At 70.1% G+C, this 12,736-nt stretch carries 14 protein-coding genes and 1 riboswitch; of the genes, 11 read left to right on the top strand and 3 right to left on the bottom strand.

Annotation, left to right across the window (positions count from 1 at the left end):
- Together DWB68_RS13995 and DWB68_RS14000 are read left to right on the top strand one after the other, a co-directional pair.
- A complete protein-coding gene (locus tag DWB68_RS13995; protein ID WP_147391698.1) occupies positions 1-1,422 on the top strand; it encodes a sensor histidine kinase in 1,422 nt (473 codons plus the stop codon).
- Positions 1,419-2,129: a response regulator gene (locus DWB68_RS14000; RefSeq protein ID WP_119425738.1), complete on the top strand. Its 711-nt coding sequence runs from the start codon at positions 1,419-1,421 to the stop codon at positions 2,127-2,129. The genes DWB68_RS13995 and DWB68_RS14000 overlap by 4 nt, the downstream gene beginning before the upstream one ends.
- Positions 2,130-2,219: 90 nt before the next feature.
- Here DWB68_RS14000 and uriH read toward each other — a convergent pair whose 3' ends face one another.
- Positions 2,220-3,167 (bottom strand): uridine-preferring nucleoside hydrolase UriH, encoded by a 948-nt coding sequence (gene uriH, locus DWB68_RS14005; RefSeq protein ID WP_119425739.1) that lies wholly within the window; start codon positions 3,165-3,167, stop codon positions 2,220-2,222.
- 161 nt (positions 3,168-3,328) lie between these two features.
- Between uriH and DWB68_RS14010 the strand changes: the two genes are divergently transcribed.
- The 8 genes from DWB68_RS14010 (at position 3,329) to DWB68_RS14045 (ending at position 10,280) form a co-directional block, all read left to right on the top strand.
- Positions 3,329-4,621, top strand: coding sequence for a M18 family aminopeptidase (locus DWB68_RS14010; protein WP_119425740.1), 1,293 nt, complete (start codon positions 3,329-3,331; stop codon positions 4,619-4,621).
- Between the two features lie 148 nt (positions 4,622-4,769).
- Complete coding sequence (locus tag DWB68_RS14015) at positions 4,770-6,890, top strand: acyltransferase family protein (protein ID WP_119425741.1); 2,121 nt, start codon at positions 4,770-4,772, stop codon at positions 6,888-6,890.
- 278 nt (positions 6,891-7,168) lie between these two features.
- Positions 7,169-7,468, top strand: a complete 300-nt coding sequence (gene rpsF / locus DWB68_RS14020; protein WP_119425742.1) for a 30S ribosomal protein S6 — start codon at positions 7,169-7,171, stop codon at positions 7,466-7,468.
- A 45-nt stretch (positions 7,469-7,513) separates the two neighbouring features.
- Complete coding sequence (locus tag DWB68_RS14025; protein WP_119425743.1) at positions 7,514-8,083, top strand: single-stranded DNA-binding protein; 570 nt, start codon at positions 7,514-7,516, stop codon at positions 8,081-8,083.
- A 68-nt stretch (positions 8,084-8,151) separates the two neighbouring features.
- The gene (rpsR, locus tag DWB68_RS14030; protein WP_119425744.1) at positions 8,152-8,391 is read left to right on the top strand and encodes a 30S ribosomal protein S18; all 240 of its coding nucleotides are present in this window, start codon (positions 8,152-8,154) and stop codon (positions 8,389-8,391) included.
- Positions 8,392-8,411: 20 nt separating this feature from the next.
- Positions 8,412-8,888 carry a 50S ribosomal protein L9 gene (rplI, locus tag DWB68_RS14035; RefSeq protein WP_119425745.1) on the top strand — a complete coding sequence of 159 codons (477 nt, stop codon included), beginning with the start codon at positions 8,412-8,414 and terminating at the stop codon, positions 8,886-8,888.
- Positions 8,889-9,092: 204 nt separating this feature from the next.
- A riboswitch (SAM riboswitch) is annotated at positions 9,093-9,207 on the top strand.
- 41 nt (positions 9,208-9,248) lie between these two features.
- On the top strand, positions 9,249-9,758 hold the full coding sequence (locus tag DWB68_RS14040) for a flavin reductase family protein (RefSeq protein ID WP_119425746.1): 510 nt from the start codon (positions 9,249-9,251) through the stop codon (positions 9,756-9,758).
- A gap of 105 nt (positions 9,759-9,863) precedes the next feature.
- Positions 9,864-10,280: a DUF6157 family protein gene (locus DWB68_RS14045; RefSeq protein ID WP_119425747.1), complete on the top strand. Its 417-nt coding sequence runs from the start codon at positions 9,864-9,866 to the stop codon at positions 10,278-10,280.
- 68 nt (positions 10,281-10,348) lie between these two features.
- Here DWB68_RS14045 and DWB68_RS14050 read toward each other — a convergent pair whose 3' ends face one another.
- Positions 10,349-10,813, bottom strand: coding sequence for an SRPBCC domain-containing protein (locus tag DWB68_RS14050; RefSeq protein ID WP_119425748.1), 465 nt, complete (start codon positions 10,811-10,813; stop codon positions 10,349-10,351).
- Positions 10,813-11,256 (bottom strand): DUF1801 domain-containing protein, encoded by a 444-nt coding sequence (locus tag DWB68_RS14055; RefSeq protein WP_119425749.1) that lies wholly within the window; start codon positions 11,254-11,256, stop codon positions 10,813-10,815. The genes DWB68_RS14050 and DWB68_RS14055 overlap by 1 nt, the downstream gene beginning before the upstream one ends.
- Before the next feature lie 712 nt (positions 11,257-11,968).
- Here DWB68_RS14055 and DWB68_RS14060 point away from each other — a divergent pair.
- Entirely contained in the window at positions 11,969-12,172 is a 204-nt protein-coding gene (locus DWB68_RS14060; RefSeq protein WP_119425750.1) for a cold-shock protein, read from the top strand.
- Positions 12,173-12,736: the final 564 nt, after the last annotated feature.

Below are 12,736 nucleotides of genomic sequence, written 5' to 3' on the forward strand. Positions count from 1 at the left end.
GTGCCACCCACCGAACGCGCCGAGGGCGCGTCCCCCACGGGGGACGCGCCCTCCGGCGCGCCCGGCACCCCAGGCAACGGCCCGACGTCGGGCGCCTCCTCCCAGCCCGCCCCGCCGCCCGCCGGCTGGGACGCCCTGCGCGGGATCCCCGACGGAGACGACGTGTGGCAGGCCCTGGGGGACCGCCACCACTCCAAGCTGCGCCGCTACGTGCGCGCGCATCCGCTGATCATGGACTTCGCGGTCTGCGCGGGCTACATCCTGCTCTCGCTGCTCACCATGATCTTCTCGATCGCCCAGACCGATCCCTCCTGGCCGTGGGTCTTTGCCGTCATAGCGCTCATCGCCGGGGCCCTCTTCTTCCGCCGCCGCTTCCCGCTGGCGGTGCTCGTGATCGTGACGGTGCTGGAGCTTGGGTCCATGCTCCTGGCGCTGCCGCTCTCGTCCATGGGCATCGGTCTGTGGTTCGCGCTCTACGCCGTGGCTCGCCAATACGCGGCGGCGCGCGTGTACACCGTGGCCTTCATCGTCACGGTCCTCGAGGGCGTCTGCCTGCTCATTTGGTACGCCAAGTCGGGCTCGTGGGACGCGCTGGCGGAGGGCGCCGACCCGGCCGCGCATGTGGTCCTGTTCGTGATGCTCGTGGGCAGCTACGCGCTCGTCAACGCGCTCGTGGTGTTCTTCGGCGCCTGGGTGCGTAATCAGCGCCTCCACGAGGCGGAGCTCGAGGGCTGGGCCCGGCGGGCGCAGGACCTGGCGCGCGGCCGCGAGCGCAACCGCATCGCCGGCGAGATGCACGACATCGTGGCGCACTCGCTCTCCGTCATGATCGCGCTGTCGGACGGCGCACGGAAGGTCGGGGCCAAGAACCCGGAGCGCGCACTGTCCGTCATGGGAGACGTGTCGAAGACGGGCCGAACGGCGCTCGCCGATCTGCGCCGCAGCCTCGGCGTACTGCGTGCCGAGGGCGGGGACGCACCGCTCGGCCCCGCGGGCGCCGGTGCCGACCTGGACGAAATGCTGGACGGCTTCCGGGCCACGGGACTGCCGCTGCGCGTGGACCGCCAGGGCCTGCTGCCCGAGGACCCGGCCCTGCGCCTGAGCGCCGTGCGGATTGTGCAGGAGTCCCTGACGAACGCCCTGCGCTACGCCAAGGAACCGAGCGAGGTGCTCGTCTGGATGCGCGCGGACGAGCACGGCGTGCACCTGCGCGTGCGCGACGACGGCCGCCACGCGAGCCGTCGGCCGCGCTCGCAGGGCAGCGGCATCGGCCTCTCTGGCATGGTTGAACGCGCCAGGCTTTTCGGCGGCTCCGTCACGGCGGGCCCGCTCGAGAGCGGTGGATGGGGGGTGGAGGCCTGGCTTCCCGCCCCGCAGGGACAGGAATCGCGGGCCGCGCGCGGCCGGGAAGAGGAGTCATGAGCGAGAACACGATCCGGGTGGCCCTGGTGGACGATCAGCCGCTGCTGCGCACGGGCTTCGGCCTGATCCTCGACGCGGAGGACGACCTGGACGTGGTGGGCGAGGCCTCCGACGGCGCCGCCGCGGTGCAGCTCGTGGCGCGGCTGAAGCCCGACGTGGTGCTCATGGACGTGCGCATGCCCGTCATGGACGGCATCGAGGCGACGCGGAGGATCGTGGGGGAGTTCCCCGACACCCGCGTCATCATCCTGACGACCTTTGACCTGGACGAGTACGCCTTCAACGGCCTCACGGCCGGGGCGTCGGCGTTCCTGCTCAAGGACGTTGACCCCGAGGAGCTCGTGCGTGCCGTGCGGCTCGTGGCCAGCGGCGACGCCGTGGTGGCGCCGCGCGTGACCAAGCGCCTCCTCGAGGCCTATGTGCGTCCGGGCGGCGCCGCGAAGGCCACCGCCACGGCGGCCCTCCCCGTGGTGCCGCCGGAGGTGGCCCGCGGCCTGGCCGAGCTCACCCCGCGCGAGCGCGAGATCCTCGGCGCCATGGCCGCCGGGCGATCGAATCAGGAGATCGCCACGGAGTTCTTCGTCTCCGAGGCGACCGTCAAGACCCATGTGCGCCGCGTGCTCGCCAAGCTGAACCTGCGCGATCGCGTGCAGGCCGTGGTGTTTGCCTACGAGTACGGGATCGTCACGCCGGGCGGCGAGGGCTGAGGCCGGCCCGTCCACAGCGCGACGGCGCCGTGCCCGGCTGAGGCGGGGACGGCGCCGTCGTGCATCTTGGGCCGGCGCGGCGTGGCCGCCTCAGGCGGCCGGCTCGCCGATGCGCTCCAGCGCGTCGATGACGAGGTCCCAGAAGCGATCGGCGTCCAGGTCGCGGCCGGCCCAGGTGGGGCAGTCGGCGGGGGCGGGGGAGCGCAGGTCGACCACGGTCATGCCCGTCGTAAGGCGGCCCTGGGTCTCCACGTCGATGGGCGCGTTGACCGTCGTGACGAGGCTGGGGTCGATGACGTAGGCGACGGCGCAGGGGTCGTGGACGGGCGGGGCGTCGAAGCCCTGGTTGTCCTCGTAGGCCTGGGTGAAGAAGTCCATCAGCTCGTCGACGAAGCGGGCGGGGCCCGTGCCGAGGGCCAGGACGCGATCGCGTACGGCGCGCGTCGCGAGCGCCCGGTGCGTCACGTCGAGGCCGATCATGACGACCTTCCAGCCGGCGGAGAAGACGATGTGGGCGGCCTCGGGGTCCACCACGATGTTGAACTCGGCCACCGGGGACCAGTTCCCCTCGTGCACGCCGCCGCCCATGAGGACGACCTCCTTGACGCGCTCCACGATGCGCGGCTCCTTGCGCGCGGCGAGGGCAATGTTCGTGAGGGCGCCCGTGGGGACGAGGGTGACGGTGCCTGGTTCGTGGGCCATGACGGTGTCGATGATGAGGTCGACGCCGTGGCGCGCATCAAGCTCGATGGTGGGCTCGGGCAGGACCGGGCCGTCGAGACCGGACTCGCCGTGCACGCCGTCGGCCACCTGGACCTCCCGCAGCAGCGGGCGGTCCGCGCCGGCCGCGAAGGGCACGCCCGTGATCCCGGCGACGCGCGCCACGGAGAGCGCGTTGCGCGTGACCTTCTCCAGCGTCTGGTTGCCGGCCACCGTGGTCACGGCGAGGAGCTCGACCTCGGGGTTGCCCCACGCGAGGAGCAGGGCGACGGCGTCGTCGTGCCCGGGATCGCAATCGAGGATGATCTTGGCTGCCATGGTGCTCCTGGGTGGGTGGGCCTGCGTGCCGCCGGCGGCTGGCGCTGGGCGCCGGGTCCCGGCGCGGGCTCCCAGTATCCCAGCGCGGGCGGGGGGGGCGGGGCAACGGTGCGGGCTAGCATGAGGAACACCCCACACGCTTCTCCCCAAAGAAGGTCCGCATGCCCGTCACCCCGGCAGCCCTGAACCACGCCGAGGACCTCGCCGACTTCGTCGCCGCGTCCCCCTCGAGCTACCACGCGGCCGAGGAGGTGGCGCGCCGGCTCGAGGCCGAGGGCTTCACGCGGCTGAACGAGGACGAGGCCTGGCCCGCTCAGGCCGGCGGGCGTTTTGTGGTGGTGCGCGACGGCGCGGCGATCGCCTGGGCCGTGCCCGCCGCTGCCTCCGCGACGACGCCCGTCAACGTCTTCGGCGCCCACACCGACTCGCCCGGCTTCAAGCTCAAGCCCAAGCCCACCACGGGCGCGCAGGGCTGGCTGCAGGCCGGCGTGGAGGTCTACGGCGGCCCGCTGCTGAACTCCTGGCTTGATCGCGAGCTGACGCTCGCCGGCCGCCTCGTGCTCGACGACGGTTCCGTCGCCCTGGCCTCCACGGGTCCCCTCCTGCGCCTCCCGCAGCTCGCGATCCACCTGGATCGCGGGGCCAACGAGCACCTGGCCCTGGAGAAGCAGGCCCAGACGCAGCCCGTGTGGGGCCTCGGCACGCCCGCCGATGCCGATCTGCTCGGCGAGGTCGCCGCGGCCGCCGGCGTGGATGCCTCCCGCATCCGCGGTTTTGACCTGGTCGTTGCCGATTCCGCGCGCGGCGCCGCGTTCGGCGCCGGGGACGTCTTCTTCGCCTCCGGCCGCCTCGATGACCTGGCCAGCGTGCACGCCGGCACCGTGGCGCTCGCCGCCGGCGCCCCCGCCGTGGTGGAGGGCGGCGCCTCCATCGCGCTGCTCGCCGCCTTCGATCACGAGGAGCTCGGCTCCGCCTCGCGCTCTGGCGCGGCCGGCCCGTTCCTCGAGGACGTGCTGGAGCGCGTCTACGCGCAGCTCGGCGCCGGGATCGAGGAGCGCTACCGCGCCTTCGCCGCCTCCTGGTGCCTCTCCTCGGACGTGGGCCACTCGGTGCACCCGAACTACGCCGGCAAGCACGATCCGAACGTGCGCCCCGTGCTCGGCTCCGGCCCGATCCTCAAGATCAACGCCAATCAGCGCTACTCCACCGACGCCGTGGGCGCCGCGGCGTGGGCCGGCTGGTGCGAGGCGGCCGGGATCGCGAGCCAGGAGTTCGTGTCAAACAACGACGTGCCGTGCGGCTCCACGATCGGCCCCATCACGGCCACGCGCCTGGGCCTGCGCACCGTGGACGTGGGCATCCCGATCCTCTCGATGCACTCGGCCCGCGAGCTGGCCGGGGTCTCCGATCTGCACGATCTCTCCCGCGTGGCCGGGGCGTTCTTCTCCGCCTAGGGAACGCCGTGCGCGCGGCGTGAGGCCGGGGAGGGGAGACCCTCCCCGGCCTTTCTTGTGCGCCCGCCGCGGCCGACGCCTGGCGGCTTCACGCCCCGCTCGGCCCGCGGCCACCTGCCGTTCACCGGCACCTGATGTCCTAGGGGGCATGCCCAGCGCCCGTGACATCGTGATCGACCCCGCCGGGCCAGCACCCCGCCGTTTCTTGCCCGAGGTGCAGGCCCTGCGGGCCCTCGCCGTGGGCCTCGTGGTGCTCTATCACCTGTACCCGGCAGCGGCCCCCGGCGGCTTCGTGGGCGTCGACGTCTTCTTCGTCATCTCCGGCTTCCTCATCACGGGGCACCTGCTGCGCGAGGTCGAGGCCAACGGGCGCGTGTCGCTCCCGCGCTTCTGGGCCGCCCGCGTGCGGCGCATCATGCCGGCAGCGCTCGTCACGATCGCCGCCGTGGTGCTCGCCGCGCTCCTCATCTGGCCCGTGACCCAATGGGCGGAGATCTCCAAGCAGGCGCTCGCGAGCGTGTTCAGCGTGCAGAACTGGGTGCTCGCCTTCGACTCCGTCGATTACCTCTCCAAGGACAACCAACCCACCGCCCTGCAGCACTTCTGGTCGCTCGGGGTCGAGGAACAGTTCTACGTGTTCTGGCCCTTCGTGGTGATGGCAGCCGCCGTCCTGGCCGGCTGGGCGGTGCGCCGCGCCGCCCGGGCGAGCGGGCGGCGTCGTGCCCCCGCCCCGCCGCGCGTGCGCGCCTGGGCCGTGCTGATCTTCTGCGCCGTGCTGCTCGCCTCGCTCGCGTATTCCTTCGCCCTCGTGCTGGGCTCGGACCCCTCCGCCTACTTCGTCACGACGACCCGCGTGTGGGAGCTCGCGGCGGGCGGCCTGCTCGCCGCGCTGCTGCCGGCCGCCGGCTGGTCCGCCCCGGGCTGGGTGCGCCGGCTTGTGGCGCTCGCGGGCCTCGCCGTGCTCGTGTTCGTGGCGCTGCGCTACACGGCCCAGACGCCCTTCCCCGGGCCCGGCGCCGTGCTGCCCGTCGTGGGAACGCTCGCCATCATCGCGGCGGGGCGGACCTCAGGGTGGGGCTCGCTGCACCCCCTGACCGACTGGGCGCCGGTGCAGTGGGTCGGCAACGTCTCCTACTCGCTCTACCTGTGGCACTGGCCGGTGGTGGTCGCCTTCACGCAGTTGGCCCTGCGCAAGCCGCGCTGGTGGGAGGCCGTGCTGCTCCGGTTGCTCGGCCTGGCCCTCGCCGCCGCGAGCTACTACCTGGTCGAGCGGCCGGCGCGGAACTGGCGCTTCACGGCCCGCCACACGTGGCGCGCCCTCGGCATCGGCGCGGCGGCGACGGCGCTGGTCGCGGCCGTCGCCGTGGTGCCGAGCGTTCGCGCGGAGGCCGTGGGCCGCGAGCAGGCGGCGGCCGCCGCGGAGCTCGCGAAGAACCCGCCGCCCGGCTTCGGCGCGCAGGCCTGGGATGTGGCGGAGGGCGGCCCCTTCGTCAAGGGCAACGCCGTGGTGCCGATCCCCGCGCGGGCCGGGTACGACCGCCGCACCGATCCCGGCTGCTTCGGCGACGCCAAGGCCGACTCGACGCCGCGCTGCGAGTTCGGCGACAAGCACGGCAAGCGGACGATCGCGCTCGTGGGCGATTCGCACGCCGAGCAGTGGCTCGACGTGCTCAACACGCTCGCCTTGGAGCGCGGCACTAAGCTCGTGAGCTACGTGAAGAAGTCCTGCCCCTTCTCCTCCGTGCCGCGCAAGCTCGAGCGCGACGGCTACTCCGTGTGCACCAAGCCCAACGAGGCGACCATGCGGGCCCTCGAGAAGGACCCGCCGGACACGGTCATCGTGTCCTCCTGGACGGGGTCCAGCTTCGTCTCCGACTCGCGCCCGGGCTACGGCGATTACCTCGAACGGCTCAAGCGGGCGGGGTCCCGCGTGGTGGTCCTGCGCGACACCCCGTGGCCCGCCCTGCGCGGGAACGCCAAGGCGCGCGATTGCGTCGCGGCCAACCCCACGCGCCCCGAGGCGTGCTCCACGCCGAAGCAGAAGGCCCTGCACGCCGACGGGCTGGCGCAGGCCGCGGAAGCGCTGGACGGGGTCAGCGTCGTGGACCTCACCGACCGCTTCTGCTCGGACTCGAGCTGCCCCGCCGTCATCGGCAACGTCCTCGTCTACCGGGACGCCAACCACGTGGGGGACACCTATCTCGGGACCCTAGCCGCGGACCTCGAGGCCCGCCTGCCGCGCGGCACCCTGGGCCCCGCCAAGGGCTAGGCGGGCCAACGGCCCCGACCGCCCCGGCCCCGCGCCAGCCCCGCACTCCCCGGCCCCGCGCCCGCCCCGGCCCCGGGAGCCCCAGGCGAGCGCGCGACGTCGGGCACTGTGGCCCGGCCCACCATGGAAGGGGGTGGAGAGAGTCCTCGGGTGTGACGTAGACTAGTGGGGTTGCCTTGCGTCCGCGCCCACCTGGGTGAGGGGACGGAAGGCGACACGCAAAGAACCTCCTGGCGTGGAAAGACCGCGCCCGTTAAGTCCAAAGGAGGTGGGTTCACATGCGTGCCTACGAACTGATGGTGCTGATCGACCCCGAGGTCGATGAGCGCACCGTTGAGCCGACGCTCAACAAGTTCCTCGAGGTCGTCACCAACGAGGGTGGCTCCGTCGACAAGATCGACATCTGGGGCCGTCGTCGTCTGTCCTACGACATCAAGAAGAAGTCCGAGGCGATCTACGCCGTCGTCAACTTCACCGCCGAGCCGGCCACGTCCACCGAGCTGGACCGCCTGCTGACGCTGAACGAGGCGATCCTGCGCACCAAGATCATCCGCCCCGAGGATCAGCGCATCGCCTGAGGCGATGCAGTTTAAGACCAAGACACTAGGCAAGTAGGAGGCACCATGGCAGGCGATACCGTCATCACGGTCATCGGCAATCTCACGTCCGACCCCGAGCTGCGTTTCACGCCGTCCGGTTCGGCCGTTGCCAACTTCACGATCGCTTCCACTCCCCGTGCGTTCGATCGCCAGTCCAACGAGTGGAAGGACGGGGAGACCCTGTTCCTGCGCGCGTCGGTCTGGCGTGAGGCGGCGGAGAACGTTGCCGAGACGCTGACCAAGGGCACCCGTGTGATCGCCCAGGGTCGGCTGAAGTCGCGGTCTTACCAGACGAAGGAAGGCGAGAACCGCACTGTGATGGAGCTGGAGGTCGACGAGATCGGCCCCTCGCTCCGCTACGCCTCCGCGAAGGTCACCCGCACCACCCGTCAGGGCGGTAACGGCGGTGGCTTCGGCGGCGGCCAGCAGGGCGGTGGCCAGTCGAACGGCGGCTTCGGTGGGGGCAACTCCAACGGTGGCGGCAACGACTGGGGCGCCCCCGCTCAGCAGAACGACCCCTGGGGTCAGCCTGCCGGCGGCAACAACGGTGGCGGCTGGGGCCAGGTCCCCGGCTCCAACGAGCCTCCCTTCTGATCTACCCACACAATCACCATCCCGCGGAACACGATCCGCGGGCTCCGCTTCAACGAAGGAGCTCCACGATGGCTAAGGCTGAAATCCGCAAGCCGAAACCGAAGTCCAATCCCCTGAAGGCCGCCGACGTCAAGGTCATTGACTACAAGGACGTCGCGCTGCTTCGCAAGTTCATCTCTGATCGCGGGAAGATCCGCGCTCGCCGCGTCACGGGTGTCTCCGTGCAGGAGCAGCGCAAGATCGCCCAGGCCATCAAGAACGCCCGCGAAGTCGCTCTGCTGCCGTACTCCGGCGCTGGCCGCGGCTGAGAAAAGGGAGAAGATCTAGAATGGCTAAGCTCATCCTGACCCACGAAGTGACTGGTCTTGGTACCGCCGGCGATATCGTCGACGTCAAGAACGGCTTCGCTCGTAACTACCTGATCCCCCGCGGTTTCGCTATCACCTGGACCAAGGGTGGGGAGAAGGAGATCGAGAACATCAAGGCTGCTCGCGCCGTGCGCGCCGTGGCCAACCTCGAGGAGGCCCAGCGCATCGCCGCCGGTCTCGCCTCGACCCCGGTGAACATCACCGTCAAGGCCGGTGAGGCGGGCCGCCTGTTCGGCACCGTCAAGCAGGCCGACGTTGCCGCCGCCATCGAGGCCGCCGGCCTCGGCAAGGTCGACAAGCGCAACATCGAGATCGCCCAGGTCATCAAGTCCACGGGCAACTACGCCGCCACCGTGCGCCTGCACGAGGACGTCCTGGCCAACATCGATCTGCAGATCGTGGCCGAGAAGTCCAAGAAGAAGTCCTCCAAGAAGTGATTTCTTCTCGCTGATCGCCTCGCGGCGATCGGCGGGACGGCAACAACGAGGGCCCACCCGGTTTTCCGGGTGGGCCCTCGTTGCGTTGTGGGGCACCCAAGACGAGCGCACGACGTCGTGCCGTTGCCTTGGGTGGCCAAAGCTGTCGTTATGTGACGCAACGGACTTGAAGGTAGCCACGCCGAGTTCGTAGCGTTTCACGTGAATCAAGAGCGCGGATGACAAGCCCTGGCTAGTCCGCCGGCAACCCTCGACGCGGTAGTTGGGGTGCCCCAGGTGAGGATTCGGCCCGTGTGACCGTCACGGGCAAGTACCGCCTCCCTTTCGCCTGGGCAGGCACCGACCTTGATGAGGTGCGCCATGTCGCTGACCCGTGAACTCGAACCCACCCTGCTGCGCAACGCCTTCGCCCGCTTCCCGTCCGGCGTGGCAGCGCTGTGCGCCACGATCGACGGTGCCCCGCAGGGCATCGTCGCCTCCAGCTTCACGGTGGGCGTCTCGCTCGAGCCGGCGCTCGTCTCCTTCGCCGTGCAGAACACCTCCAACACCTGGCCCATCGTGAAGCAGTCCGGCCGCATCGGCGTCTCGATCCTCGGCGCCGAGCATCACGGCGTGTGCCGCCAGATCGCCTCCAAGCAGGGCGACCGCTTCGCCGGGCTCTCCCTCACGGACACCGAGGAGGGAGCGCTCTTCCTTGACCGCTCCGCCCTGTGGCTGGAGACGAGCGTCCACGCCGAGATCCCGGCCGGCGACCACCACGTGGTGCTGCTCGAGGTCCACGGCGTCTCCACGCACCAGGAGGAGCACGAGCCGCTCGTCTTCCACAACTCCACGTTCCGCGAGCTGCGCCAGCCCGAATACGCGATCTGAGACCCCCGACCGGGGGGCGGGGTTGCTGACCCCTTGACCCCTCACGCGCGAGGCGTCATGGTGGAGAACCCGAGCAGCCCCCTCGAACCGCGGAGGTCGTATCGCATGAGCACCACGAACTACACCAACACGTTCATCCAGGTCTCCGACGATTCGCCCGTGCAAGCTGCACAGACACCGCCGCCGGGGGACACCGGCCCCACCATCGCGGAGCTCGAGTTCACGCTCCTGCAGGGCCGACCGTACGCCTACACCTCGGACGAGTTGCTCTTCGAGGTGCACGCCCGCCGCAAGGGCCTCTCCGACGACGAACGCGACGCCGCGTGGGACGAGTTCTTCTCCCGCGACCAGGCCTGCCTGCGCTCCTCGCCGCTGGCCAAGCGCTACGGCTGGGGCTTCCACCACGACGAGCGCGGGCGCGTGGCCCTGGTGCCGCTCGGCACCCCCGAGTACGAGCGCTTCAGCGCCGACCCGGAGCTCAAGCAGAAGAAGGCGATGCGCTCCTCGCGCAGTGCGGCGTAGCGCCGAGGACGAGGCCGGCGCCCGCGCCCGGCCGGGCGGCGCCGAGGCGACCACACGCCGTCGGGCGCTCAGGCCAGCGTAGCCACCAGCGCTGCGAGCCGCCCGAGATTGGCGGCGAGCTCCTCGTCGGCCATCTCGTGCTCCTCCAACTCCTGTGCCATGGAGGCGTCGGCGTGCGTAGACGTGACGACGAGGCGCGACCGGTTCCCCGGCAGGGCCTCGAAGCGCACGTCCTCGAGGGAGATCCCCGGTTCGCCCTCGAACTGCCATGTGTGGACGATCCGGTCCGCGGAGACGAGGTGATAGGCGCCGTTGAACGTCCAGGCGCCCGCGCCAGCGCGCACCGTGTAGCGGAAGGCGCCGCCCGTGACGGGCTCGAAGCGCTCGAAGCTCAGGGTGGTGCCGGCCGGCCCCATCCAGCGGGCAAAGAGCTCGGGGTCCACGTGGGCGCGCTGCAGGAGCCCCGCCGGCGCGTCGAACGCCCGCGAATGCTCGGTGGTCTGCTCGCTCAGGCGCCGGTGCGTGACCGACATCAGTACGCCATCTCCCCGGCCTCGCCCTTGGCCTTCCACTCGAGGCCGTTCTTGAAGCCCGTCACCGCCAGCTCGCGGAGCACATCCGGGTCCACGTCCGCGAGCTTGTTGATGTAGAGGCAGGACTTGCCGATCTTGTGCTTGCCGAGCTTGGCCAGCAGCTCCGCCTCCTCGGGTTGCCCCGTGAAGCCGTAGAGCGAGAGCGAAGCCTTGCGCGGGCTGAAGCCCATGACCGGCGCCGTGCCGGAGTGCCCCGTGGGGTAGAAGTACGCGTACTCGTCGAAGCCCACGATGCTGGGCCCCCACATCCGCGGTTCCTGCCCCGTGACTTCGCGCAGGAGCGCGAGCAGGGCGAGCCCGTCCGTGCGGCGGGTCGGGTGCTCCACTGCCTCCACCCAGGCGACGGGGTCTACGTCGGTCCACTGCGTCGTGTTCTCGGCCATGCCTCCAGTGTGGGAGAGCGGGGTACCCAGGCCAAGGGCCCGACGTCGGCCGGGAATTGAGGAACCGTTCGCGAACGACCTTTCCGGGGGGGCGAGCGTCTGAGGAGTGGTACCAGCGTCCTCGCCGCCCGTTGCTTTCACATGGGCATGGTGGCGGGCCGTGCACGGCGCGGTGAATCGTCGCGGACAAAGGTGTGGTTGGTGACACCTGAGTCCGCGTATACGTGCTTTATATGAGGACGGTTCAGTTTCGCCCTGGGGGTCTGCGGCCACGCAAAACCTCATTCATCGCAGATCACTGGGTGCGATGCGCTGCGGGTGGTGTATGGTGGGATGAACCGCGTCGCCGCTCTGAGCAGTGGGCACGGGATGATCTGGACTTCGTCCGGGTCATGGCGAGGGTAGCTATGACGCCCCTCTCCAAGGTCAAGCGCACGTCCACATCTAGCACTGCGCGCAGCGAATCGGATTCTCACATCATCTTCTTCATCCCCTGACTCTTCGTCGGGGATATGCCGCCATCCTGTACCTAGGTTGGCGATGGCTTCCTCCGCTCTCAGCAGCGGGGAACGTCGCGTCCAAGACGCCACGATCTCCTTCTCTCCAGGATCCTACCCGGATGCCGCGACGCGGCCCCCTCTTCTTTCCGTACCGAATTAGTCGGCACGGACCGTACGCACCTCGTGCACACACCAGTATCAAAGGAATAGACATGACTCTCGGCACCGTGAAGTGGTTCAACTCGGACAAGGGCTTCGGCTTCATCGCCCCCGAGGATGGCACCGCCGACCTCTTCGCCCACTTCTCCGCCATCGCCGGCTCCGGACACCGCAACCTCGAAGAGGGCCAGCGCGTCCAGTTCGACGTCGTCAACGGCCCCAAGGGACTGCAGGCCTCCAACATCCAGGCCGCCTGAACCTGACATTTGCAAGAGGGCGGGTCCGAACACTTTCGTTCCGGACCCGCCCTCTGCCTTATCCACGCTCGATTCCCGTCGTTCAAAGGACAACACCATAACGATTGCTACCCCCGCGACGGCCCCAGCCGATACGACTGGCCGTGCCCTCTACGCGGACGAGACCTCCTTCAGCCGGCACGCCTCCGGTTACCTCGACGTAGCTTCCCAAGCCCGAGAACGTGGCCTGCTGCAACGAACACCGTGGTTCTATTGGTGCGTATCGGCGAGTCTCATCGCGGCCTTCGGCGGCTGTCTGACGGGTTTCCTTCTGCTAGGCGATTCCTGGTTTCAACTGCTCATCGCGGCGGCCCTCGGTCTCGTTTTCACGCAGACGGCCTTCCTGGCCCACGAGGCTGCGCACCGCCAGATTCTGAGCTTCGGGCCGGGCAACGATCGACTCGCGCGCATCCTCGCAGCCGCCGTCGGCCTGAGCTACTCGTGGTGGTGATGGCGCTCATCGAAATTCCCCAGAGTTGCTCATCGGAATTCCTCAGGTCGCGTGGTCAGGTTAGCGCAGGTTCG

It is taken from the genome of Galactobacter valiniphilus (genome assembly GCF_003575975.1).
Lineage (GTDB): Bacteria > Actinomycetota > Actinomycetes > Actinomycetales > Micrococcaceae > Galactobacter > Galactobacter valiniphilus.

Bases quoted from the DNA above. Each gene is read 5' to 3' on its own strand.
- DWB68_RS14000 (WP_119425738.1), top strand. From the start codon at position 1,419: ATGAGCGAGAACACGATCCGGGTGGCCCTGGTGGACGATCAGCCGCTG.
- uriH (WP_119425739.1), bottom strand. From the start codon at position 3,167: ATGGCAGCCAAGATCATCCTCGATTGCGATCCCGGGCACGACGACGCC.
- DWB68_RS14010 (WP_119425740.1), top strand. From the start codon at position 3,329: ATGCCCGTCACCCCGGCAGCCCTGAACCACGCCGAGGACCTCGCCGAC.
- DWB68_RS14015 (WP_119425741.1), top strand. From the start codon at position 4,770: ATGCCCAGCGCCCGTGACATCGTGATCGACCCCGCCGGGCCAGCACCC.
- rpsF (WP_119425742.1), top strand. From the start codon at position 7,169: ATGCGTGCCTACGAACTGATGGTGCTGATCGACCCCGAGGTCGATGAG.
- DWB68_RS14025 (WP_119425743.1), top strand. From the start codon at position 7,514: ATGGCAGGCGATACCGTCATCACGGTCATCGGCAATCTCACGTCCGAC.
- rpsR (WP_119425744.1), top strand. From the start codon at position 8,152: ATGGCTAAGGCTGAAATCCGCAAGCCGAAACCGAAGTCCAATCCCCTG.
- rplI (WP_119425745.1), top strand. From the start codon at position 8,412: ATGGCTAAGCTCATCCTGACCCACGAAGTGACTGGTCTTGGTACCGCC.
- DWB68_RS14040 (WP_119425746.1), top strand. From the start codon at position 9,249: ATGTCGCTGACCCGTGAACTCGAACCCACCCTGCTGCGCAACGCCTTC.
- DWB68_RS14045 (WP_119425747.1), top strand. From the start codon at position 9,864: ATGAGCACCACGAACTACACCAACACGTTCATCCAGGTCTCCGACGAT.
- DWB68_RS14050 (WP_119425748.1), bottom strand. From the start codon at position 10,813: ATGTCGGTCACGCACCGGCGCCTGAGCGAGCAGACCACCGAGCATTCG.
- DWB68_RS14055 (WP_119425749.1), bottom strand. From the start codon at position 11,256: ATGGCCGAGAACACGACGCAGTGGACCGACGTAGACCCCGTCGCCTGG.
- DWB68_RS14060 (WP_119425750.1), top strand. From the start codon at position 11,969: ATGACTCTCGGCACCGTGAAGTGGTTCAACTCGGACAAGGGCTTCGGC.